We start from the raw sequence: 24116 nt of genomic DNA, 5'->3' as shown, positions 1-24116 counted from the left end.
ATTCAAGGAGGGGTTTGCGGACTCCTCCCTCACTAACAGCAATTTAGTTCAGTATATGGTAGACACTATTAATGAAACCGAGATTATCGAACGATTAAATAGCGCCCCTTCGGTACGCGGTTTTTTTATCGCTACCGTTGACGTATTTAATGAGTCGATCGACGCATTAATGCAGAGAATTTTCCAAAAAGATAACTTCGCTGTGCAATCTGTGGTTGGTCCATTACTCCATGACACAGGTCCACTTGGTGATCTTTCTGTCCGCCTAAAACTACTTTTTGGTTTAGGGGTACTTCCCAACCAGGTTTATCACGACATCGAAGACATAATCAAAATAAAGAACACGTTAAACAGTGATACCTCCGATTATGAATTCACCGATCCAAACGTGTTAGAACCGATTAAGAAGCTCAACTTGGCAAGTAAAATGGGAATGGTTCAGTTGGAAGTGACCGAACCTGACGACGACATTGACCTCGAGTTTTATCAACTTCAACTGCAACGACAGCAGCAGATCATAAAATCAGGGCTCTCACTTGCGATTGTTGAGATTTGTAACGAACTCAACAAAGAGAGCCCATTCTAACGCCAATTCCTATCGCAACGCCTCTAGCAAACCGATAAATCACAGCAGTCAATAACCTCAAACATATCTCCTAAGCACTTGATTCATTTTCCCCAGAGACAAAAAAGCCGAGGACAAAGCCTCGGCTAAATCGAGTTATATCGCGATTACTCAACCGTTACCGCTTTCGCTAGGTTACGAGGTTGGTCTACATCCGTACCTTTGATCAATGCTACGTAGTAAGACAGTAGCTGCATTGGGATGGTGTAGTAGATCGCTGCTGTGATCTCACTCACGTGTGGCATAGTGATGATCTTCATCGTTTCATCACCTTCGAAGCCTGCGTCCACATCGGCAAATACATATAGCAGACCACCGCGAGCACGTACTTCTTCAACGTTTGATTTCAGCTTCTCTAGAAGATCGTTGCTTGGTGCAACAACCACTACTGGCATATCTGCATCGATCAACGCTAAAGGACCGTGTTTCAGTTCACCCGCTGCGTACGCTTCAGCGTGAATGTAAGAGATCTCTTTCAGTTTTAGAGACGCTTCCATCGCGATTGGGTAGAACTCGCCACGACCTAGGAATAGTGTGTGGTGCTTATCAGCAAAGTCCGGTGCGAGTGCTTCGATCTCTTTTTCGAAAGAGAGCGCTGCATTGATTTGCTTCGGTAGAGCGTGAAGCGCTTCTACGATCTCTTTTTCTTTCTCTTTGCTGATGCGGTTTTGTTGCTTACCAAGAGCAGTTACCAGCATCAGTAGTGCAGAAAGCTGAGTGGTGAAGGCTTTGGTTGATGCCACACCGATTTCCACACCCGCGCGAGTCATAAATGCAAAGTCAGACTCACGAACCAAAGAAGAGCCCGCTACGTTACAGATGGTCATTGCCGCCATGTAACCTTTCTCTTTTGCTAGGCGAAGCGCTGCTAACGTATCGGCGGTTTCACCAGATTGAGAAAGCGTGATCAATAGGCTGTTTGGACGCGTCACAAACTTGCGGTAACGGAATTCAGACGCGATTTCTACGTCACAGCTCACGCCAGCAATGTCTTCAAACCAGTAACGCGCTGTCATACCTGCATTGTAAGACGTACCACATGCCACGATCTGCACATGCTCAACTTTGCTTAGAATTTCTGTCGCGTTCACACCAATAGCTTCTGTAACAACAGAATCCGCAGTAAGGCGACCTTCCATGGTGTTGATCAGCGCCGTTGGTTGCTCGTAGATCTCTTTCTGCATGAAGTGACGGTACTGACCTTTGTCACCCGCATCGTGCTCAGCGTTTGATTCCGTGATTTCACGTTCTACACGCTCACCTGTTGCATCAAATACTGTTACTTCACGACGAGTGATCTCAGCAACATCACCTTCTTCGAGGTACATGAAACGGCGTGTTACGTTCAGTAGCGCAAGTTGGTCAGATGCCAGGAAATTTTCACCCACACCAAAACCAATCACGATTGGGCTACCAGAACGAGCAACAACAATGCGGGAAGGATCGTTACGATCCAGCGCTACCGTGCCGTATGCACCTTCCAGTTGTTTTGCTGTTTTTTGTACCGCTTCAAGCAGTGTTTCTGACGTGCGAAGTTCCCACTCAACCATGTGAGCGATAACTTCCGTATCGGTTTGAGATTCAAATACGTAACCGCGAGATTGCAGCAATTCACGTAGCTCTTCGTGGTTTTCGATGATGCCGTTATGTACCACTGCGATGTCACCTGACATGTGTGGGTGTGCGTTCACTTCTGAAGGTTCGCCGTGTGTTGCCCAGCGAGTGTGAGCAATACCTGTTCCACCCACAACTTGCGCTGAATCGACGGCATCCGCGAGCTCTTGTACTTTACCAAGGCGACGAATACGCGTCAGGCTCGATTCGTTATCAACGATCGCAACCCCTGCCGAATCATAACCGCGGTACTCTAAGCGACGTAATCCTTCTACTAAAATTTCAGCGACATCTCGTTGTGCAACAGCACCGACGATTCCACACATAATGGTAACTCCAATTTAATTTTCCGAGTGGCAACAAGCAAAGCCAAAAGCGGATCGGTTAATATTTGTTGATAATTTTTGCTTTAAGCGCAAATCACTGTGACGCCATGCGACTCAATAACTTGCTTAGATTCTGGTTCTAAATCTTTGTTAGTAATTAAAATATCGACGCTGTCCCAAGCCAGTTCCAAGTTGGGGATCTTTCGGCCGATCTTTTCAGATTCGACCATAACAATGACTTCTCGTGACACTTCTGCCATCACTTTGCTTAAGCCGACTAACTCATTAAAAGTCGTAGTACCGCGCTCCAAGTCAACGCCATCAGCCCCAATAAAGAGTTGGTCGAAGTCATACGATCTTAGAACAGATTCGGCGACTTGCCCCTGAAACGACTCCGAGTGCGCATCCCATGTTCCGCCAGTCATCAGCAAAGTGGGTTCACTCTCGAGTTCATTCAGCGCATTTGCCACGGTAAGCGAATTGGTCATCACCACAAGGCCACGCATTCCATCGAGTTGCTTAATCAATGCCCCCGTCGTGCTGCCACTATCGATTACTATGCGATTGTGTTCACGGATCAATTTAGCGGCTGCTTCAGCAAGTTCATTCTTACGAATCGAAACATGTTGGCTCAATTCGTCGTTGACCACTTCTTTTGGTAATGCAATCGCGCCACCGTAACGACGCAGTAACTGACCATTTTTTTCAAGAGAAGCAAGATCCTTTCGTATCGTGACTTCAGAAGTTGAAAACTGAACCGATAGCTCTTCAACACTGACCTCACCTTTCTCATTCACCAAATTGGAAATCGCGTGTCTTCTTAGCTGAGTGTTTCGTTTCGACATTTATTGATTACTTTAAGGTTTCGAAGTGAAAGTTATTATAGTCAAGTCGAAAGATTTAAGTCCATTTATTTCGATCCAAAAAATTAATAAATAGCGATAAAACCTTGTCCTAAGACAATTCTTAAGCAGTGATATTGAAATCATTCGGTGGTAGAATGCGCCACCTAAAAGAAAAAAAATTACAGAATTGAACGTTATTTTTTTGCAACTAACTGCGTATATCCTAGGTTAGTCACATAAATGCTGAATAATAGCGCACCAGATTGGTCAGAAAATGACTAAACTTGGTGAAAGACTTTCAGTTTTGAAGTCACATGAATTTTGTCGGTTTACCTGTAAAAAGCAGGCACAAAATGCTCGGTAAACTGTTGAGACTTCCACAAGATTAACAACTTTCAAATTGTAACTATTATTGACCGGAGAGTATCTTCCATGAAAAAGACCAAAATCGTATGTACGATTGGCCCTAAAACTGAATCTGTAGAGAAGCTAACTGAGCTAGTAAACGCAGGCATGAACGTAATGCGCCTGAACTTCTCTCACGGTGACTACGAAGAGCACGGCACTCGTATCGCGAACTTCCGCAAAGTGATGGAAGAGTCTGGTAAGCAACTTGCAATCCTTCTAGACACTAAAGGTCCTGAAATCCGTACGATCAAACTAGAAAACGGCGACGACGTTGATCTAGTAGCTGGTCAAGAATTCACATTCACAACTGACATCTCAGTTGTGGGTAACAAAGACAAAGTTGCTGTGACTTACGCTGGCTTTGCGGCTGACCTAAACGTTGGTAACACTATCCTAGTAGACGACGGTCTAATCGAAATGGAAGTGATCGCAACAACTGACACTGAAGTTAAATGTAAAGTTCTTAACAACGGTGCTCTAGGCGAAAACAAAGGTGTTAACCTTCCTGGCGTTTCTGTAAACCTACCTGCACTATCTGAAAAAGATAAGAACGACCTTAAATTCGGTTGTGAGCAAGGCGTTGACTTCGTAGCAGCTTCTTTCATCCGTAAAGCTTCTGACGTTCAAGAAATCCGTGAAGTACTTGCTGCAAACGGCGGCGAGAACATCCACATCATCTCTAAGATCGAAAACCAAGAAGGTGTTGATAACTTCGACGAGATCCTAGAGCTTTCTGACGGCATCATGGTTGCTCGTGGTGACCTAGGTGTTGAAATCCCAGCTGAAGAAGTAATCTTTGCTCAGAAGATGATGATCGAGAAGTGTAACCGTGCACGTAAGATGGTTATCACTGCAACTCAAATGCTTGATTCTATGATCAACAACCCACGCCCTACTCGTGCGGAAGCAGGCGACGTTGCTAACGCTGTAATGGACGGTACTGACGCAGTAATGCTTTCTGGTGAAACTGCTAAAGGTAAGTACCCAGTTGAAGCAGTAACTATCATGGCTCAAATCGCGAACCGTACTGATTCAGCTCTAAAAGCTGAGCTAGGTTCTCGTCTAGACAGCCCACGTCTACGCATCACTGAAGCAGTGTGTAAAGGCGCAGTAGACACAGCTGAGAAACTAGCTGCTCCACTTATCGTTGTTGCAACTGAAGGTGGTAAGTCTGCACGTTCAGTACGTAAGTACTTCCCAACAGCAAACATCCTAGCACTAACAACTAACACTAAGACTGCTGCACAGCTAGTTCTAACTAAAGGTGTTACTCCAGTAGTTGTTGAGTCAATCGACAGCACTGACGCATTCTACGTAGCAGGTAAAGAGCTTGCTCTAGAATCTGGTTTAGGTAAAAAAGGCGATATCGTGGTTATGGTTTCTGGTGCTCTAGTTGCTTCAGGCACAACAAACACAGCGTCAGTACACGTTCTATAAGAATCTAGTACTTTCTTACCATTTGATAAAAAGAGGGCTAACGCCCTCTTTTTTTTATATATTCTGCTTGCTCCAATATTCGGTACGCTGTATTATCAAATTCAACTAGCGGTACTTCATACCGTTAAATGGAATTAGTTGTATATCAGTATTATCAGTGAGTGAGGATTGGATTGTGCCTAGCCCAACATTGACAGATAAAGTCGCCAAGATGATTTATCTGGATATTTTAAGCGGTGAACTTAAACCTGGACAAAAACTCGTCGTTGCAGACCTCAAAGCCAAATACAACGTTGGCGCATCTCCTATCCGTGAAGCCTTAGTTCAGTTATCTTGGAGTAACTACGTCAACCTTGAACCTCAAAAAGGTTGTTGGGTTGCGGCCGTGACCGTCGAAGAGCTAACCGACCTCTACCAAAGCCTACGTTTTGTCGCGGCGGCGCTATTAAAGCAGGCGATTGAACATGGTGATGAGAACTGGGAGCTGCAAGTCTTGACCTCTTTCCATAAACTTTCTCGCATCAAAAACGTGCAAGAAACCTTTGATTGGTCTGAATGGGAGGAACGTCAGCATCAATTCCATGTTTCGTTACTTGAAGGGGCGACTTCGAAGCAAATGCTGAACTTTTTCACTGATCTAATCAATCAAATCAAACGCTATCGCTATTTTGCGTTGGCCAATGGTTCAAGCTCAGAGATGTTCAACATCGATGAATACGAAAGCATCATGAAGCTAGTACTTTCTAAAGAAACTCAAAAAGCAACGGAAGTGTTTGAGCATCATCTAAATCGCTCAATGTCACATATTCAAGGCGCGATTGAGCAAGCTGCGTAATCAAATCAACTATAAAAAATCGAGCACTTAAGCTCGATTTTTTATGCCACTTCTTCTGAAGAGCTACAAACAGAGACTAAATTGCGCCCCAATGTCTTAGATTCGTACAGCGCGATATCGGCACACTTATAACTGCGCGTTCTGTCCGCAAGCAAATCCGTCACCCCTGCACTGATCGTGACAGAAAGGTCCGCCGCAATCTCAACGGCAACACGCAGTCGATTCAATGCCATTTCGGCTTCAGCAAGACTGGTATGCGGTAAGATCACCGCAAACTCCTCGCCACCAATTCGCGCAACGAAGTCAGTATCTCGCAGCGTATCTTGCAATATTACGCCGACGCGTTTGATTACGCGATCGCCTTCGTCATGACCTTGCTGATCATTAACACGCTTGAAGTGGTCGATATCCAGCAGTGCTAAACATGTCGTCTGGCGAGGATAGCGGTCAACCAACTTCGCATATTTACTCAGCTCAGATTCAAATTTGCGTCGGTTCCAAAGCTGGGTGAGTTCATCTTTTTCACTCAGAATTCGCAGCCGCTCTTCAAGCTTCTTACGCTCGGTAATATCAACCAATGAGCTAATGTAGTAACTCACGCGACCAGACTTCGACAACACGCTCTGAATTCTGAGTATTGCGGTCACCTCTTCATCGCTATTGGGTTTTGAAAAGAGCACTTCGCCTTGCCAGTAATGGTCACGAGCAACGTGTTCAAATATCTCTAGCATCAACTCGAGTTGTTTATCGCCGAGTAGTTTAGCCAACGTATTTTTTGAGGTAACCGAAGAGTGAGTTAATCCTGTCAATTGCACAAACTCATCGTTAACCATTATGGTACGGTGATTTCTGTCAGAGATGATCACAGCAGACATCCCACTGAGTGCGGCTCTCGCGAGTTGACTTTCAATACTGCGTTTTCGGTAGTGCATCACCAACCAAGTCGCAGGCACAACAAAAGCCAGCATCAAAAGGATAACCAAGATGGCTTGCTGAACAAGTTCACTGACGTCACGATTAGCCAAGGCTTCGAGCTGTTCAGGCCCCATTTGGATCACTAAGTAGAGCTTCTGGTGCGGGGTCAATGAAATACCGTTGTAAACCACTAAGGTACCATTCTCAATCAAATAACCCGAAGATTCGTCCTTCATGGCACTCCAAGCCGTTGGCAGCTCTTTAGCTAAATTGTAGTGTTGCCTGCTTTCTATTAAATCCCCAAACAGCTTGCTCTGATTCCCACTAGCAAGATAAAAGCCGTTCTCTCCAATCAGTTCAGGTCTGAAAATTTCATCAGGTGAGTAGTTAAGCCGCGAAGCCAGATACCAAACATCAATATTGACCACCAAATAGCCATATTTCACCCCATCGACAAATACAGGAGTGAACAACCTCAACGTCGGTTGATAAGGCACGCTGATGTTGCCGCCTTCACGTTGCAGATCGATTTCTGATGCCCCAACTTGGTTCTCTTTTAGCTGCGAAGCAAACTGAAAATAGTCCCGCTGCGATACGTTATACAGTGTTTCAGCGACTTCTACCTGTTCATTTCCTTGGTAGTAGTTAATTTGTACTTGCTCGTTGCCCTGCAAATCGACATAGCGAATCTGAGTGTACCAGCGCTGATTCAAGGCAACAGAGCGCCACACTTCTTCCACTACGCGTTTGTTTTCATCGGAAGGATCCTGCACATAGTCGTAGAGGTTTCGACTGTGAGAAAGAAGCTCAATAATGGAAAGGAATTGACTGCGGAAAGAGAGATATTCACGCTCACTGTATGCGAGCTGATGAGCCGCTTGCCTTGCAGTTTGATCAATAACTTGATCTTTTAGCTGATGGAACTTTTGGAAGTAGTAAGTGGTTACTATCAACGTAAATGTAAGCGTAGTGGCTAATAAATACGAGAAAACATATTTACGACGCATTGCAACCACTACTCCTCATCTTCTGGCTGATCAGTATACCACTTACCAGAGAGTGGATTAAAGTTTGCACCAAGTTTCACCAACAAATATCGGCTTAATCAGTCCAACTGATAGGTAACATCGACTCTATCGCGAATCACAATGGTTGAGTCTTGATAGGTATTGGACTCCGTTTTTGCGTCCATCGCCATCGATCGCATTAATACTGGCTGAGAGCTTGGCATGTTGTAATCAACACGCCAGACACCTTTGATCTCTTTATCAAACCCTTCAGCGAGAAAATCTGCCTTATTGTTGGCATCTTTGATCGCTGCCATTCTGGCTTGATCTTGATATTTACCCGGGTCTTTGACTTGAAGTTGGATATTGTCGACCTGATTAATACCTGCATTTAGAGCCGTATCTAAGTACTGATTCAACTTATCCAGATCATTCACTGTCACATTGATCGTGCGACTCGCGCGGTAACCGACCAACTCGGGTTTACCATTTTTGGGGTAGTGGTATTGGGGAGAAATATAGAGGTTGGAGCTGGTGATACTCTCTCCTTCCACGCCTTGTGCTTTGAGTGCCGTAAGAAAGTCGGAAACCACTTTATCAACGGCTTGTTTGGACTGCTCAGCCGTCATAGTGGTTTCCACTACTCTAGTAGTGAACTGAGCCATATCGGGTTTAGCAACGACCTCACCGTAACCTGTGGTCACAAGATGAGGAAAATCTGGCGTATTCGCTAACACGCTTGTGCTTAACGTTGCCAATGAAAGAAGCGCAACAACGGAAGGAATCACTTTCATACTAAAATTGCCCTATCGGATTAACTGACTACATCATAGGTAAGGAACAAGGTTTGACCAAGCGAACAGCTCCGTTCTGACAAAGATTTAACCCAAACTTTTTGGCAGCTTGCCATGGCAGTATTCGAGAATGGCTTGGGTCACTTGTTGTAAAACCCCACTCTCTAATTGCCAGTGGTGCCAATAAATTTTAAAGCTCAGCTGGAACCCTGGCATTAAGTCTACCAACCGCCCTTGCGCTAACTCGTCGCTGATTTGCAGACGCGGGATTAAACAATAGGCAACCCCGAGTAAAGCAAGATTCACAAAAGCTTCAGAGCTGGCTACACGGTGATGAACAATAGCTTCTGGAGAAAGATTAAAGTGCTGTTGAAGAAACTGGCGATGCATTTGATCGTATTGATCATACGACACTGCTGGAGCGCATTCTAAAGCCTTTCGGGTGACGCCATCTCGAAAGTACTGCTGCGCAAACGCAGGGTTGGCGACACAAACGTAATCCATTCTGCCCAAATAATGACTTTCGCACCCTTTGAGCGCGCTTTCTTCCCAACTTATCGCTCCTGTTACTTCCCCTTTCCTTACCTTCTCTAAGGTGCGATCTTCAAGATCCACGGACAGGTTAAACTCGACTTTCCGCTGTTTCATGATGGGCGTTAACGCGGGAAGCAGCCAAGTCGCTAGGCTGTCAGCATTGGTCGCGATGGAGACTTGAATTGGGCGTTCGCTATCTTGGTTAGTCAACTCAGGCAACAGCTCACGTTCAAGCACTTGAACACGATGATAAAAACCCAGCAGTTTCTTACCCGTTGTGGTCAATCTCAACGGCTTCTCACGAATCAGCACTGGCTTTGCAAGAAACTTCTCCAACTGTTTAATACGCTGCGAAACCGCTGATTGAGAGATGTATAGCTCACTCGCTGCGCGCTCGAAACTGCCACGACTGGCCACCATTTCTAACGCTTCAATCCATTTGTAATCTAAACCTCGCAAAACTTTCCCTTACTTGGCAAGCGTTCAAAACATAATTATTAGCAGTACTTATGTAAAATTAAAATCATTAATTTTACTAATTTTTCAAGTTTGAATACTTTACCCATTAGTTGATAGACACAATTAATATGGAGTAATAGCGGTGAATGTTTGGTTGATTTTGCAAGGGTTTGGACTGGGTGCAAGCATGATCATTCCTATTGGCGCACAAAATGCCTACGTGCTTAACCAAGGAATAAAACGACAACATCATTTAACAACAGCAAGTATTTGCAGTTTGCTTGATATCGTTTTTATCTCGTTAGGCATTTTTGGTGGCGGCGCACTGTTGTCCAAAAACGAGACGCTACTGATGCTAGTTACACTGGGGGGTATCGCTTTTTTAACCCTTTATGGCTCCCTATCATTGAAAAGTGCTTTTAGCACTCAGTCTAATGAAACAAAAGAAAATCAGACACTTCGGGGAAAGCGTGCCGTGATTCTCGGTGCACTCGCCGTGACGGTATTAAACCCTCACTTATATCTCGACACCGTTGTCATTCTGGGTTCGATTGGTGGTCAGTTTGAAGGCCAAGATCGCATTTACTTTGCTCTAGGAACGATGATGGCTTCACTCGTTTGGTTCTACTCGCTGTCTATTGGTGCAGCTAAATTAGGCCCAGTGTTATCACAACCTCGAGTCAAGCAAGGTATTGATATCGCGGTTGCTATTATGATGTATGCGATTGCGCTGATGTTGGCGCTCGAACTGGTCACTATGTTTGGTTAGGTGGATCATGAATAAACTCGAAGAAATTTACTTGTTTAATAAGACATTGCTGGGAAAGCTAAACGTTGAATACCAAGAGTGGCATCACGAGCCAATTCTTGATTTCACCACAGACGAGAGAGTCGCTAAAGAGCTAGGATGGACAGGTACACACACCAAAAGCCTGTTCTTGCAACTCAAAGGAGCTGGCTTCGCTTTGTTCTTGACGGACAAAGACAGTCGATTGGACAGTAAGGGCATCAAAGCATTACTAGGTAAACGCCCATCGATAGTAAGTAATGAGGCAATGAGTGAAGTGACAGGTTGTGTTGCTGGTGCCGTCTGTCCCTTCGGTTTGCCCGTAGAGATCCCAATCGTGGTTGACCGTCGACTGTATGGACTCGAACAGCTTCTCTACACACCAGGTCACCCGGAATGCACATTTGGTATTGCTGCTAGCGATCTCCACATTGTTTTATCAGCCTTGAACAACCCAATTTTCGAGCTGTAAAAAACGTACAAAAAAAGCGAAGCCAGTGGCTTCGCTTTGTATCGTGTTAAGCGGTGATTAAGCTTCAACTTTGTTCAAGTGAACATCCATTTGCGGGAACGGAATTTCGATGCCTTCTTTGTCTAGGCCTTCTTTAATCGCTTGCATCAGATCAAAGTAAACATTCCAGTAGTCCGCCGTTTTCACCCAAGGGCGCACAACGAAGTTAACTGAAGAATCCGCAAGAGTATGAACACCAACTTGCACGCCAGGCTCTTTCAATACGCGCTCATCTGACTGACAAATCTTAGTCAGAAGCTCTTTGGTCTTCTGTAGATCAGCGTTGTAAGAAACCCCAATCATTAAATCAACACGTCGTGTTTCGTGACGAGAGTAGTTCGTGATAGGACTGCCAATCACGCTGCCATTTGGTACAACTACCATTTTGTTGTCAGGTGTTTTCAATACAGTTTGGAAAATCTGAATCGCTTCAACACTGCCTGCTACACCACCGATTTCCACGTAGTCACCTGACTTAAAGGGACGGAAGCCAACAATAAGCACGCCCGCCGCAAAGTTAGATAGAGAGCCTTGAAGTGCAAGACCAACAGCAAGACCGGCGGCACCGATTACTGCTACAACAGATGCGGTTTGAACACCTAAGCGACCCAGCGCTGCAATTAGAACAATCACAAACAGCAAGTAACGTACAAGACCATGGATAAACTCGACAACCGCCTTATCCATATTTTTCTTTTCTAAAACCTTAGCAACACTGTTTGCTACGGCTTTCACGATCATGTTACCGATAAATAGAATCAGAACGGCAGAAATGATGTTTACGCCGTATTGAACCAATAGATCAGAGTTCGTCGTTAACCATTTTTCTGCGTGACTTAATCCATCAACTAGGGGAGCTTCAATTCCCGCTGATTCGCCTGCCATATTTGTATCCTCTCAAAATGTAATAATTCTATGAATCAAACTGCTTTATATTAGTAATTAACCACGGCTTGCTTATCCATGCGGTCAAGCAATGCCATTTTTTTGGCACAATATCTCAATTTTGACCATTCTCAAAGTCAAGTTTTTGCAAAGAGAATAAAAACAGACGTTTATCAAAACATGTTGAAATCGGCTTGTTACAGATTACGCAAAGCATTTACATTTAGCCAGATTTTTCACATCACTCACTCAGATAAACGAGCCAAGTATCAGATATAAAAAAACCCGCTCAATGAGCGGGTTTTTATCATTCATAATAGCGACTAACTTATAGTACGTCTACTGCGTTTAGGTCAGCAAAAGCTTGCTCCAGACGAGCAACCATTGAAGCTTGACCAGCACGTAGCCATACGCGTGGGTCGTAGTACTTCTTGTTTGGTGCGTCTTCGCCAGTTGGGTTACCGATTTGACCTTGTAGGTAATCGTGGTTTTCCGCTTCGTACTTACGGATACCATCCCAAGTTGCCCACTGTGTATCAGTATCGATGTTCATCTTGATAACACCGTAACCGATAGACTCTTGGATCTCTTCTTGAGTAGAACCAGAACCACCGTGGAATACGAAGTTTAGAGCGTTTGGTGCGATACCGAACTTCTCTGCACAGTATGCTTGAGAATCACGTAGGATAGTTGGAGTTAGAACAACGTTACCTGGCTTGTAAACGCCGTGAACGTTACCGAAAGATGCTGCGATAGTGAAGCGGTGTGAAACAGCGCTTAGTTTCTCGTATGCGTAAGCAACGTCTTCAGGAGAAGTGTAAAGCTCAGATGCGTCCATGTGAGAGTTATCTACGCCGTCTTCTTCACCACCAGTACAACCAAGTTCGATCTCGATTGTCATGTTCATCTTAGCCATGCGCTCTAGGTACTTAGCACATGTTTCGATGTTCTCTTCTAGAGACTCTTCAGAAAGGTCTAGCATGTGAGAAGAGAATAGAGGCTTACCAGTTTGAGCGAAGAACTCTTCACCAGCGTCTAGTAGACCGTCGATCCATGGAAGAAGTTTCTTAGCTGCGTGGTCAGTGTGTAGGATTACTGGCACACCGTAAGCTTCAGCTACAGCGTGAACGTATTTAGCACCCGCTACAGCACCAAGGATTTGAGCACCTTGACCTTCAAGTTTAACGCCTTTACCAGCGAAGAAAGCTGCACCGCCGTTAGAGAACTGAACAACAACTGGAGCTTTAACTTTAGCTGCTGCTTCTAGTACTGCGTTTACAGAGTCAGTACCTACAACGTTAACTGCTGGTAGAGCGAAGTTGTTTTCTTTAGCAACTTCAAAAACTTTCTGTACGTCGTCGCCAGAGATAACACCTGGTTTTACGAAATCGAAGATCTTAGACATGGATTTAATCCTATTTATCTGTCGTTTTAAAAATAAAACTTGTTAAGTTTAAATTCTTGCAAACGTTTGCTCACAACTCGCGCTATTCTAGCAAAAAACTGTGATGTGCAGCAAACAAGAAAGCGGGAGAATCACTCTCCCGCTTTCACTTAATTACTTAGCGCGCTCTTCAAGCATAGCAACTGCTGGAAGTACTTTACCTTCAACGAATTCAAGGAATGCACCACCACCAGTAGAGATGTAAGAAACGTCAGCTTTGATACCGAATTGGTCGATAGCCGCTAGCGTGTCACCACCACCTGCTACAGAGAAACCTGCTGACTTAGCGATCGCTTCAGAGATACCTTTGGTACCCGCTTCGAAGTTCTTGAATTCGAATACGCCTACAGGACCGTTCCATAGGATTGTCTTAGCGTTAGCGATGATTTCAGCTAGAGCTGCCGTTGAGTCTGGACCTAGGTCGAAGATCATGTCGTCGTCAGCGACGTCAGCAACGTTCTTGATTTCAGCTTCTGCGTTCTCGTCGAATGCTTTCGCACATGCAACGTCAGTCGCAACTGGGATAGAACACTCTTTCATTAGTTTTTGAGCGGTTTCAACTAGGTCAGCTTCGTATAGAGACTTACCTACGTTGTGGCCTGCTGCAGCGATAAATGTGTTCGCGATACCACCACCAACAACTAGCTGGTCAGCGACTTTAGATAGAGACTCTAGAACGGTTAGTTTAGTAGAAACTTTAGAACCACCAACGATAGCAACAAGTGGACGCTCTGGGTTGTCCATTGCTTTACCTAGTGCTTCTAGTTCAGCAGCAAGAAGAGGACCAGCACACGCAACAGGCGCGTTCATACCAACACCGTGAGTAGACGCTTGAGCACGGTGAGCCGTACCAAATGCATCCATTACGAAGATGTCACAAAGTGCTGCGTATTTCTTAGATAGCTCTTCTTCGTTCTTCTTCTCGCCTTTGTTAAAGCGAACGTTTTCAAGAACAACTAGCTCACCTGTGTTTAGCTCTAGGCCATCTAGGTAATCTTTAGCTAGTTTAACGTCGCAATCTAGTGCGTCGTTTAGGTAGTTAACAACAGGTTGTAGAGAGAACTCTTCTGCGTATTCACCTTCAGTTGGACGACCTAGGTGAGAAGTAACCATAACTTTAGCGCCAGCTTCTAGACAGTGCTTGATCGTTGGTAGAGATGCTAGGATACGTGCATCAGAAGTCACTTTGCCTTCTTTTACAGGTACGTTTAGGTCCGCACGGATAAATACACGTTTACCTGCTAGATCCAGGTCAGTCATCTTGATTACAGACATGATGTGTCCTCTCAAATATTCAATAAGTAAAGTTTTCAGTAGCCCGGCAACCCTGCCAAGCCTATTAATTCTTTAAACTGGTTCAGATATGGAGCCATCATTCATTTATTTCAAGGGTAAAAATAAATAATTCTCCTCGCTGCACTACGGCTTACTTTGCAGCTTGCATTGCGAGCGCAGTATCCAGCATGCGGTTCGCAAAGCCCCATTCGTTATCACACCAAACAAGCATTTTCACTAAATGCCCATTGCTCACTCGAGTCTGTGTACCATCGACAATCGCGCTATGGGGATCATGATTAAAGTCGATAGAAACGAGCGGCGCTTCAGTATAGTCAACAATGCCCTGTAATGTACACTGAGATGCGTTAACAATGGTTTGATTTACGTCATTAACTTTCACATTTGTATTAATTGTGACACTTAAATCCATCGCCGTGACGTTTACCGTTGGTACTCGCACGGAAATAGCTTCAAATTTGTTAGAAAATTTCGGGAAGATTCTTTCAATACCTTTATGCAACTTAGTGTCCACAGGAATGATCGACTGGCTGGCGGCACGTGTTCGACGCAAATCGGAGTGGTACGCATCAATGACTTGTTGGTCGTTCATCGATGAGTGAATCGTAGTAATGGTGCCAGACTCAATTTCAAAAGCGTCATCAAGGGCTTTAATGATAGGAACGATACAGTTAGTGGTACACGAACCATTGGAGACAACTTTGTGTTCGGCTTTTAGCGTATCGTGGTTCACGCCATAGATAATGGTATTGTCGAGATCGTTAGCCCCAGGGTGTGAAAATAAGACTTTCTTTGCGCCCGCTTTGATATGCTCTTGACCATCCGCTTGAGAGCCAAAAACACCTGTACAATCTAAGACCAGATCGACATCTAGATCGCGCCACGGCAGCAGCTCAATATCACTGAGGTGTAGAATGCGGATAGAATCAAATTCTCCGCTGTCATGATGAATATAGATATGCTCTTGGTCGTTGGTCACCTTCTTGCCGAATCGACCGTGGCTCGTATCGTATTGCAGTAGGTGCGCCATGGCATCTGGCTGAGCAAGCTCATTCACTGCTACCACTTTAATCTGCTGGCTTTTGCCACTTTCATATACTGCCCGCAGTACATTACGACCGATACGTCCAAATCCATTGATCGCAACTCTTAGCATGATTCCATCGCCTTACATGATTTTCGTGTCACAAATAGTAACCGATAGCCACTCGAAGCGCATTAGTAGAATGCTAAAGCGATCTATAAGTTTGAAAATTAAATGCAAGGCAACGCTACCAACCTCTCGATTGATAGCGTAATTGTTGAAGATCGTTAGTTGTAGATGATTAGCTAGGGCTTACTGACAGTGAAGCCGAAGTATCGCTGAGGCTATCACTCATAATTTCAGCCACAAATTGAGCTCTCGCGCCTAGAATGATTTGCAAGCCACTTGAACCCACTTTTATGACTCCCATCGCGCCGAGGTCTTTGATTCCCTCCTCATTCACAAGTGACTGATCTTTAATCTGTAGACGCAACCTGGTAATACATGCCCCTATAGAAGTAATGTTCGCGGCACCACCAATCAAGGTTGTAATTTCACTCGCTAGCTCTTCATTTTCTAGGGTGATGGCCTTACTTTGCGTATCCTCACGCCCAACCGTTTTCAAGTTGAGTTTTCGAATTGCAAAGCGGAAAACCGTGTAGTAAATCGCAGCCATCGCTGAGCCCCAAAGAATCACATTGAACCAGTTTGTTTTAAAGCCATCCATCGCTGGAAGAACCCCAAATGAAACAAAATCAATGATACCTGCAGAGAAGGTTTTTCCTATGTGAACATCCAGCGCATACGTCACCGCATAAGACACCCCAGCCATAATTGCAGAGAACACATAAAGTACAGGCGCGACAAAGATAAACGCGAATTCCACTGGCTCTGTAATACCGGTAACAAAAGAGGTAAGTGCAGCTGAACCCAAAATACCCGCTGCTATTTTTTTGTTTTTGTCATTCGCTTCGTGATACATCGCTAAACACGCCGCAGGAAAAGCAAACATGTAAATTGCAAAGTTGCCCGATAGGAATTTACCTGCTTCTTGGTATTCGCTGGTTGAGAATGTTTTGACGCCATCTTCGAGCATTTTAAACCAAATCGTATGATCGCCGTTTACAATGGTTCCAGCTGCGGTGGTGTACTCTCCGAAAGAGAACCAATAAGGGCTATAAAAGATATGATGGAGACCAACTGGAATTAAAGCTCGTTCCATAAATCCGTAGATGAACGTTGAGACATACATGTTGCCGCCATTCGCCATGTGCGACAGCGCATCAATCCCTGACTGAATATATGACCAAATATAAGGCAATACTAACCCGATGAGAAACGCAGAAAATGCAGTAACAATAGGGACAAAACGTTTACCGGCAAAGAAGCCAAGGAAGTCAGGCAGCTTAGTATCATAAAAGCGTTGGTACATAACGGCAGCGAGAATACCAGCGATAAGTCCACCGAAGACACCCGTTTGCAATGACGGAATGCCCATCACCATCGCATAACGACCACCTCCTATCGCCATCTCAGGCGTAATACCTAACGCGACCCCCATGGTTGCATTCATGACAACCATCGCAACAATCGCAGCTAAGGCGGCGATCCCAGATTCCTTAGTCAAACCAACGGCAGCCCCCACGGCAAACAGCAAGGCCAAGTTATCAAATATGACGCCCCCTGCACGCATCATAAGCGGGATATCAAGCTTAGCGCCAAAGGCGAGCAGTAGACCTGCTGCTGGTAAGATGGATATAGGCAGCATCAATGCCTTCCCTATCAAGGAAAGCTTAGATAAGCCTGTTTTTAAACTATCTAGCATAATACAGTCCTTTAGTATCGATGGATTACCAAAGAACACTACCAACAACGACGAAGCCTAAGGTTACAAATAGAAAGCAGTTTGTAACTCATCCCTTACAATCTTCTTGCCACGGCTAACAAATGCTCAGCTAAACGGAATGACTGATTAATCACAGACGGCCGATTGCAGTCCATCCTTAGACAAAAACCAAGGAGAAGTTACCTAGACCGCAATGTGAGTTTATTCAACTTGATTGATACATTTTTCTTATGCATAGTGAGGCGGAGTATGTCGTTTTTCTATTGGCTGTTTCTATTCTAGTTTTATCAACCGAAGGAAATGACTATGTCTGGATACCCAGCCACTCACTTTTGTAAACAATGCGAACAAGAAACGCCCCATAGTGAAGTGCTTGTCAGAAAAAACAGCAGCTACGACACGGACACTTCTCTTTTAGGTCGAATCAAATTGATGGCTCATACCTTTATCAATGGTGGTCATTACTATGACATGGACAGATACGTGACGTGTAAAGTGTGTGGCCATAAAGAGAAAGACAACTGGGGTAAAGAGTTTGAGTAACCGCTGCGCAGACTTTACTTGAACGCATAAAAAACCGAGCCAAATGGCTCGGTTTTCTCTTTATCGTTAATACGAACTAAATTAAGAAAGTAGTTCTTTCGCTGTATTCACTACGTTTTCAGTGGTGAAACCGAACATTTTGAACAGTTCGCCTGCTGGAGCAGATTCACCGAACGTTGTCATACCGATGATCTTGCCGCCGAAGCCAACGTACTTGTACCAGAAGTCAGCGATACCTGCTTCGATAGCGATACGCGCAGTTACGTCTGATGGCAGTACTGCTTCACGGTAAGCTGCGTCTTGCTTGTCGAATGCATCTGTAGATGGCATTGAAACAACGCGTACTTGTTTACCTTCAGCTGTTAGCTGTGCTGCTGCTTCTACTGCTAGCTCAACTTCTGAACCTGTTGCGATAAGGATTAGCTCTGGTTTGCCAGCACAATCTTTCAGGATGTAAGCACCTTTAGCAATGTTCGCTAGTTGCTCTGCATCACGCTCTTGCTGTGCAAGGTTTTGACGAGAGAAGATTAGCGACGTTGGACCGTCTTTACGCTCGATAGCCAGTTTCCAAGCGACTGCAGATTCCACTTGGTCACATGGACGCCATGTGCTCATGTTTGGCGTTAGACGTAGAGAAGCCATTTGCTCAACGGGTTGGTGCGTTGGGCCATCTTCGCCTAGACCGATAGAGTCGTGCGTGTACACTTGGATATTCTGAACTTTCATCAGAGCAGCCATACGCATTGCGTTACGCGCGTATTCCATGAACATTAGGAAGGTCGCGCCGTATGGTACGAAACCACCATGTAGCGCAATACCGTTCATGATTGCTGTCATACCGAATTCACGGACACCGTAGTGAATGTAGTTACCCGATGCATCGTCAGCAGAAACAGACTTAGAGCCAGACCACATGGTTAGGTTAGATGGCGCAAGGTCAGCAGAGCCGCCTAGGAATTCTGGTAGCATCGCACCGAACGCTTCTAACGCGTTTTGAGACGCTTTACGTGATGCAATGTTTGCTGGGTTCGCTTGAAGGTCAGCAATGATTGCATTTGCTTTCTCTTCCCACTGCGCTGGTAGTTCACCGTTTAGGCGACGCTTAAGCTCAGCTGCTTCTGCAGGGTATGCCGCGGCATAAGCATCGAACTTAGCATTCCATGCTGCTTCTTTTTCAGCACCCGCTTGTTTTGCATCCCACTGTGCATAAACATCAGCAGGAATTTCAAATGGACCGTGCTCCCAACCAAGTTGCTTGCGAGTCGCTGCAATTTCTTCTGCGCCTAGTGGTGCACCGTGACAATCGTGAGAACCAGACTTGTTAGGCGAACCAAAACCGATCACTGTTTTAGTACAAATCAGAGTTGGACGAGGATCCGCTTTAGCGGCGATGATTGCTGCGTTGATCGCTTCAGGATCGTGACCGTCTACCGCTGGAATTACATGCCAGCCGTAAGCTTCAAAACGCTTAGGTGTGTCATCAGAGAACCAGCCTTCAACGTGACCATCGATAGAGATGCCGTTGTCATCCCAGAAAGCAATCAGCTTGCCAAGCCCTAGTGTACCTGCTAGAGAGCATGCTTCGTGAGAGATACCTTCCATCAGACAGCCGTCACCCATGAATGCATAAGTGAAGTGGTCAACGATGTCGTGGCCTTCTTTGTTGAACTGTGCTGCCAACGTCTTCTCAGCTAACGCCATACCTACAGCGTTGGTGATACCTTGACCTAGAGGACCTGTCGTTGTCTCAACACCTGGTGCGTAACCGTACTCTGGGTGACCCGGCGTTTTAGAGTGCAACTGACGGAAGTTTTTCAGATCGTCAATCGATAACTCGTAACCCGAAAGGTGTAGCAAAGAGTAAATCAGCATAGAGCCGTGGCCATTTGAAAGAACGAAACGGTCGCGGTCAGCCCATTCTGGGTTTGCTGGGTTGTGGTTTAGGTGAGCGCGCCAAAGAACTTCAGCGATATCAGCCATACCCATAGGGGCGCCTGGGTGGCCAGAGTTAGCCTGTTGTACACCATCCATGCTTAGAGCGCGGATAGCATTAGCGAGATGTTGACGAGAAGACATGTCAGCTCCTGAGTGCATTAAGCGAATCATATAAATGTGGGCGATAATTCTCTCAAAGCGAATCTAGCTGTGCAAACGTTTTCCAAGCCATTTGTTCACAAATTTCCGACCTTTCGCAGCAAATCGCTCGCAGTTACTCATTTGAAGCCAATTTAAGGCAAACGTTTGGTTTTATCTAATAATAAAAAAGAGCTTGTAATTCGAGCATTCAAAACTAGAATAGACGTCTAGATGTAGATACACCTACAGTTTTTAATATTATTGAATGCTGGAGTGTTACCAAACCTCCAACATTAACCAGATATAGTGGAGCTAACATGGCTAAGCACCTATTCACTTCTGAGTCGGTATCAGAAGGTCATCCAGATAAAATTGCAGACCAAATTTCTGATGCTGTTCTTGATGCAATTCTAGAACAAGACCCAAAAGCACGTGTCGCGTGTGAAACTTACGTTAAAACCGGTATGGTCATGGTTGGTGGTGAGATCACGACTTCAGCATGGGTAGATATCGAAGAGCTAACGCGTCAAACCGTGCGTGAGATTGGCTACGTTCACTCTGATATGGGTTTTGACGCGGATTCTTGCGCCGTTCTAAACACTATCGGTAAGCAGTCACCAGACATCAACCAAGGTGTTGACAAAGCCGACCCTAAAGAGCAAGGCGCAGGGGACCAAGGCATTATGTTTGGTTACGCAACCAACGAAACAGAAATCCTAATGCCAGCACCTATCACTTACGCACACCGCTTAGTTGAAAAACAAGCAGAAGTACGTAAGAGCGGCAAACTAAACTTCCTACGTCCAGATGCGAAATCTCAGGTAACGTTCCAATACGATCAAGGTAAGATTGTGGGTATCGATGCGGTTGTTCTTTCAACTCAGCACTGTGACTCAGTATCAACTCCTGACCTACGTGAAGCGGTAATGGAAGAGATCATCAAGCCAGTATTGCCGTCTGAGTGGATCAACAAAGAAACTAACTTTTTCATCAACCCAACAGGTCGTTTCGTAATCGGTGGCCCAATGGGTGACTGTGGTCTAACTGGTCGTAAGATCATCGTTGATACCTACGGCGGCGCAGCGCGTCACGGTGGCGGTGCATTCTCTGGTAAAGATCCATCAAAAGTAGACCGCTCTGCAGCATACGCTGCACGTTACGTAGCGAAAAACATCGTAGCAGCTGGCATGGCTGATCGTTGTGAGATCCAACTTTCTTACGCAATCGGTGTTGCGGATCCAACCTCTATCATGGTGGAAACGTTCGGCACTGAGAAAGTCTCTCACGACATTATCGTAGAAGCAGTTCGCCAAAACTTCGATCTACGTCCATACGGTCTACAAGAGATGCTGAACCTACTTCAGCCTATCTACAAGAAGACAGCGGCTTACGGTCACTTCGGTCGTGAAGAGTTCCCATGGGAAGCGACAGATAAAGCAGCGATTCTTGCAGACTTCGCAGGTCTTAAGTAATTAGAACATAAGACATAATCGAATTTAAAAGGGCTTTTGGGACACCAAAAGCCCTTTTTCTTTACCGATAAAAGTAACGATGAAAGTTGTATTTTTTTGCCATCGGGTCAATAGTTAAAATTATGTTAATGGGATGAGTCTATATTGAATTTCATCTCGTAACACAAGATAAACTCTTGCCCCAACCAAGAAGTCAACGATCCGGGCATCGAGTTTCCAACACATTCGGGCTGCCAAACCGCCCAGTGAGAACAGAGAATCGATCAAGGAGGATGTATGCCTCGTACGGTGAATCCACACGACTTCAAAGAGAAACATAAAGAAGTCCCAGACGCGGAATATGCTCGCACCATTCCGTGTAATCAGGTAAGCGTTTCAGCGCCATTTCATTGGCTCTCGTTGGGCTTACACGACTTTATCAGAATGCCTCTTATCAGCGCATTCTACGGTTTATGCTTTATGGCCGCCGCGATTGGTATTGTATTGCTCGTTCAATGGCAAGGAACTCACCTCGTCGTGATGCCTAGCCTCGTTGTTTACATGCTAATCGGCCCTTTCCTCGCTCTCGGTCTATACGATGCGAGTTGGGAAAGAGAGAAAGGACACAGCGCCAGCCTGCTTCACTCAATGAAAGCGATCGGACGCAATTCGACCTCTCAATGGGCATTCGCGGTCTTGCTGGCAGTATGTATGATTTTCTGGATGCGCATCGCTGCGTTGCTTCACGCCTTATACCCTTCCGTGCAAGGTGCTCCGCTCACCGAATTTATGCCTTTCCTCGTGATAGGCTCGCTAGTTGGCTTTATCCTCGCTTGTGTCGTGTTCAGCATCTCTGCATTTTCAATTCCGCTGATGATGGAACGTCGAGTAGATATGATGACTGCCGTCTTCTCAAGCTTCAACGCAGTTAAATCAAACATTCCAGCAATGATTGTTTGGGCTGCACTGATTTGTGGCGGTATCTTGGTTGGTTTTGCTACCTACGGCATCGGAATGTTATTTACTATGCCTATTCTTGGTTACGGTACTTGGCACGCCTACCATGAAGTCATCAAGAAAAAGCACCACCCATAAGTCGCACAAAACGCTAAACCAGTATATGATTCGCCCCTCACTGTAGGGGCGTTTTTATTGGGGTCGACGTTGAACTTAGAGCTAGAGTATCGTGCAAAGAGAGTGATGACCGAGTGCATTCAAGCGGCTTCACAGGCTTTCCAACGCTCATTTTCTGTTCCCCAGCTTAGCTTTAAGCTGCGCGGTAAAGCAGCGGGTAAAGCTTATCTACAGCTCAATGAAATCCGCCTCAATCCAACTCTGTTTAAAGAGAACCAGCAAGCCTTCTTAAACGAGGTGATCCCCCATGAAGTGGCCCACCTTGTTACCTTCCAAGTCTATGGCCGAGTAAGACCACACGGTAAAGAGTGGCAAGGGGTGATGGAAGCCGTATTTAAGGTCCCTGCAAAAACGACGCACAGCTTTGAAATCACTTCAGTGCAAGGGAAGACCTTTGAGTACCTTTGTGCCTGTACCACCTACCCTTTGTCGATTCGCCGACACAATAAAGTACAGCGAAAGCAAGCCAGTTACCGCTGTCAGCAGTGCCAACAAACACTCGCTTTCAGTGGTAAACAACTCTCCTAGTTAATTGTTTTCTCAGTAATACAAGCCAGCAATGCGTGCTAGACTGTAAGCACTCATACTTTTCTAATACCAAGATATGAAAACACAACGCTTGCTTGCATTCACCATTGCGCTCCTGTCATCTGTGGCAGTCGCCGCTCCACCTTCTTCTTTCTCGAAAGCAAAGAAAGAGGCGGTCAAAATATACGCCGATCACCCAACCAGTTTTTATTGTGGTTGTGATATTCAGTGGCAAGGAAGAAAAGGTATCCCTGATTTAGAATCTTGTGGCTACCAAGTTCGAAAACAGCTCAAACGCGCGTCACGTATCGAATGGGAACATGTGGTCCCTGCGTGGCAATTTGGCCACCAGCGTCAATGTTGGCAAGAGGGTGGACGCAAAAACTGCGCGAAGAAAGATAAAACCTTCCGCATGATGGAAGCCGATCTTCACAACCTGACTCCTGCGATTGGTGAAGTGAATGGCGATCGCTCCAACTATAACTTTAGCCAGTGGAATGGCCTCGACGGCGTCAGCTATGGCCGCTGTGAAATGCAGGTCAACTTTAAGCAGCGCAAAGTGATGCCACCCGATCGAGCAAAAGGCTCTATCGCGCGTACGTACCTTTATATGAGCAAAGAGTATGGATTTAGGCTATCTAAACAGCAAACCCAACTGATGAATGCATGGAACAAGCAGTTTCCGGTTGATTCATGGGAATGTGAGCGAGAAGAGCGAATTTTCAAAATTCAGGGCAATCACAACCCGTTTGTTTATCAAGCGTGCCAAGCCCTTTAAGTTATCTATCCTTC

At 45.3% G+C, this 24116-nt stretch carries 21 protein-coding genes; 10 read left to right on the top strand and 11 right to left on the bottom strand.

All coding sequences use genetic code 11. The features are described from left to right. Positions 1-55: 55 nt before the first annotated feature. A complete protein-coding gene (locus ACUALS_RS02190) occupies positions 56-586 on the top strand; it encodes an MltR family transcriptional regulator (RefSeq protein WP_005475233.1) in 531 nt (176 codons plus the stop codon). Positions 587-732: 146 nt separating this feature from the next. Here ACUALS_RS02190 and glmS read toward each other — a convergent pair whose 3' ends face one another. After that, complete coding sequence (glmS, locus tag ACUALS_RS02185; protein WP_454448765.1) at positions 733-2565, bottom strand: glutamine--fructose-6-phosphate transaminase (isomerizing); 1833 nt, start codon at positions 2563-2565, stop codon at positions 733-735. An 83-nt stretch (positions 2566-2648) separates the two neighbouring features. Beyond that, complete coding sequence (locus tag ACUALS_RS02180; protein ID WP_005475142.1) at positions 2649-3410, bottom strand: DeoR/GlpR family DNA-binding transcription regulator; 762 nt, start codon at positions 3408-3410, stop codon at positions 2649-2651. Between the two features lie 432 nt (positions 3411-3842). Here ACUALS_RS02180 and pykF point away from each other — a divergent pair, with 432 nt between their 5' ends. After that, complete coding sequence (pykF, locus tag ACUALS_RS02175) at positions 3843-5255, top strand: pyruvate kinase PykF (RefSeq protein WP_038137789.1); 1413 nt, start codon at positions 3843-3845, stop codon at positions 5253-5255. A 211-nt stretch (positions 5256-5466) separates the two neighbouring features. Further along, complete coding sequence (locus ACUALS_RS02170; protein WP_038137932.1) at positions 5467-6090, top strand: GntR family transcriptional regulator; 624 nt, start codon at positions 5467-5469, stop codon at positions 6088-6090. Between the two features lie 41 nt (positions 6091-6131). Here ACUALS_RS02170 and ACUALS_RS02165 read toward each other — a convergent pair whose 3' ends face one another. The 3 genes from ACUALS_RS02165 to ACUALS_RS02155 all read right to left on the bottom strand — a co-directional run bounded on the left by ACUALS_RS02165 (position 6132) and on the right by ACUALS_RS02155 (position 9799). Then, complete coding sequence (locus tag ACUALS_RS02165) at positions 6132-8012, bottom strand: diguanylate cyclase (protein WP_454448764.1); 1881 nt, start codon at positions 8010-8012, stop codon at positions 6132-6134. Positions 8013-8110: 98 nt separating this feature from the next. Next, positions 8111-8806 carry an oxidative stress defense protein gene (locus tag ACUALS_RS02160; RefSeq protein ID WP_454448763.1) on the bottom strand — a complete coding sequence of 232 codons (696 nt, stop codon included), beginning with the start codon at positions 8804-8806 and terminating at the stop codon, positions 8111-8113. 87 nt (positions 8807-8893) lie between these two features. Then, on the bottom strand, positions 8894-9799 hold the full coding sequence (locus ACUALS_RS02155) for a LysR family transcriptional regulator ArgP (protein ID WP_454448762.1): 906 nt from the start codon (positions 9797-9799) through the stop codon (positions 8894-8896). A gap of 142 nt (positions 9800-9941) precedes the next feature. Here ACUALS_RS02155 and ACUALS_RS02150 point away from each other — a divergent pair, with 142 nt between their 5' ends. Both ACUALS_RS02150 and ACUALS_RS02145 read left to right on the top strand, forming a co-directional pair. Beyond that, positions 9942-10568, top strand: coding sequence for a LysE/ArgO family amino acid transporter (locus ACUALS_RS02150; protein ID WP_454448761.1), 627 nt, complete (start codon positions 9942-9944; stop codon positions 10566-10568). A 7-nt stretch (positions 10569-10575) separates the two neighbouring features. Continuing rightward, on the top strand, positions 10576-11058 hold the full coding sequence (locus tag ACUALS_RS02145; protein WP_454448760.1) for a YbaK/EbsC family protein: 483 nt from the start codon (positions 10576-10578) through the stop codon (positions 11056-11058). A 57-nt stretch (positions 11059-11115) separates the two neighbouring features. On the opposite strand, the gene mscS is transcribed toward ACUALS_RS02145, so the two are convergent. The 5 genes from mscS to ACUALS_RS02120 form a co-directional block, all read right to left on the bottom strand. Beyond that, on the bottom strand, positions 11116-11982 hold the full coding sequence (gene mscS / locus ACUALS_RS02140) for a small-conductance mechanosensitive channel MscS (protein WP_269979517.1): 867 nt from the start codon (positions 11980-11982) through the stop codon (positions 11116-11118). Between the two features lie 328 nt (positions 11983-12310). Next, positions 12311-13387, bottom strand: a complete 1077-nt coding sequence (gene fbaA / locus ACUALS_RS02135; protein WP_005475220.1) for a class II fructose-bisphosphate aldolase — start codon at positions 13385-13387, stop codon at positions 12311-12313. 153 nt (positions 13388-13540) lie between these two features. Further along, positions 13541-14701 carry a phosphoglycerate kinase gene (locus ACUALS_RS02130; RefSeq protein ID WP_005475155.1) on the bottom strand — a complete coding sequence of 387 codons (1161 nt, stop codon included), beginning with the start codon at positions 14699-14701 and terminating at the stop codon, positions 13541-13543. A 151-nt stretch (positions 14702-14852) separates the two neighbouring features. Next, entirely contained in the window at positions 14853-15878 is a 1026-nt protein-coding gene (gene epd, locus ACUALS_RS02125; protein ID WP_454448759.1) for an erythrose-4-phosphate dehydrogenase, read from the bottom strand. Positions 15879-16047: 169 nt separating this feature from the next. Next, the gene (locus ACUALS_RS02120) at positions 16048-17571 is read right to left on the bottom strand and encodes a PTS transporter subunit EIIC (RefSeq protein WP_038137809.1); all 1524 of its coding nucleotides are present in this window, start codon (positions 17569-17571) and stop codon (positions 16048-16050) included. Positions 17572-17898: 327 nt separating this feature from the next. Between ACUALS_RS02120 and ACUALS_RS02115 the strand changes: the two genes are divergently transcribed. Continuing rightward, positions 17899-18135, top strand: coding sequence for a hypothetical protein (locus ACUALS_RS02115; protein ID WP_005475244.1), 237 nt, complete (start codon positions 17899-17901; stop codon positions 18133-18135). An 81-nt stretch (positions 18136-18216) separates the two neighbouring features. Here the strand turns inward: ACUALS_RS02115 and tkt are convergent, their stop codons facing one another. Beyond that, positions 18217-20211, bottom strand: a complete 1995-nt coding sequence (gene tkt / locus ACUALS_RS02110) for a transketolase (protein ID WP_454448758.1) — start codon at positions 20209-20211, stop codon at positions 18217-18219. 317 nt (positions 20212-20528) lie between these two features. On the opposite strand from tkt, the gene metK reads away from it, so the two are divergent. The 4 genes from metK (at position 20529) to endA (ending at position 24102) form a co-directional block, all read left to right on the top strand. Next, positions 20529-21683: a methionine adenosyltransferase gene (gene metK / locus ACUALS_RS02105; protein WP_005475235.1), complete on the top strand. Its 1155-nt coding sequence runs from the start codon at positions 20529-20531 to the stop codon at positions 21681-21683. Positions 21684-21959: 276 nt separating this feature from the next. Continuing rightward, positions 21960-22757 (top strand): DUF2189 domain-containing protein, encoded by a 798-nt coding sequence (locus ACUALS_RS02100; RefSeq protein ID WP_454448757.1) that lies wholly within the window; start codon positions 21960-21962, stop codon positions 22755-22757. 69 nt (positions 22758-22826) lie between these two features. Next, the gene (locus tag ACUALS_RS02095) at positions 22827-23324 is read left to right on the top strand and encodes a SprT family zinc-dependent metalloprotease (protein WP_454448756.1); all 498 of its coding nucleotides are present in this window, start codon (positions 22827-22829) and stop codon (positions 23322-23324) included. A gap of 76 nt (positions 23325-23400) precedes the next feature. After that, entirely contained in the window at positions 23401-24102 is a 702-nt protein-coding gene (gene endA, locus ACUALS_RS02090) for a deoxyribonuclease I (protein WP_454448755.1), read from the top strand. Positions 24103-24116 lie beyond the last annotated feature (14 nt).

Source organism: Vibrio sp. NH-7 (assembly GCF_053643215.1).
This window is presented reverse-complemented; position numbering and strand designations above follow the sequence as displayed.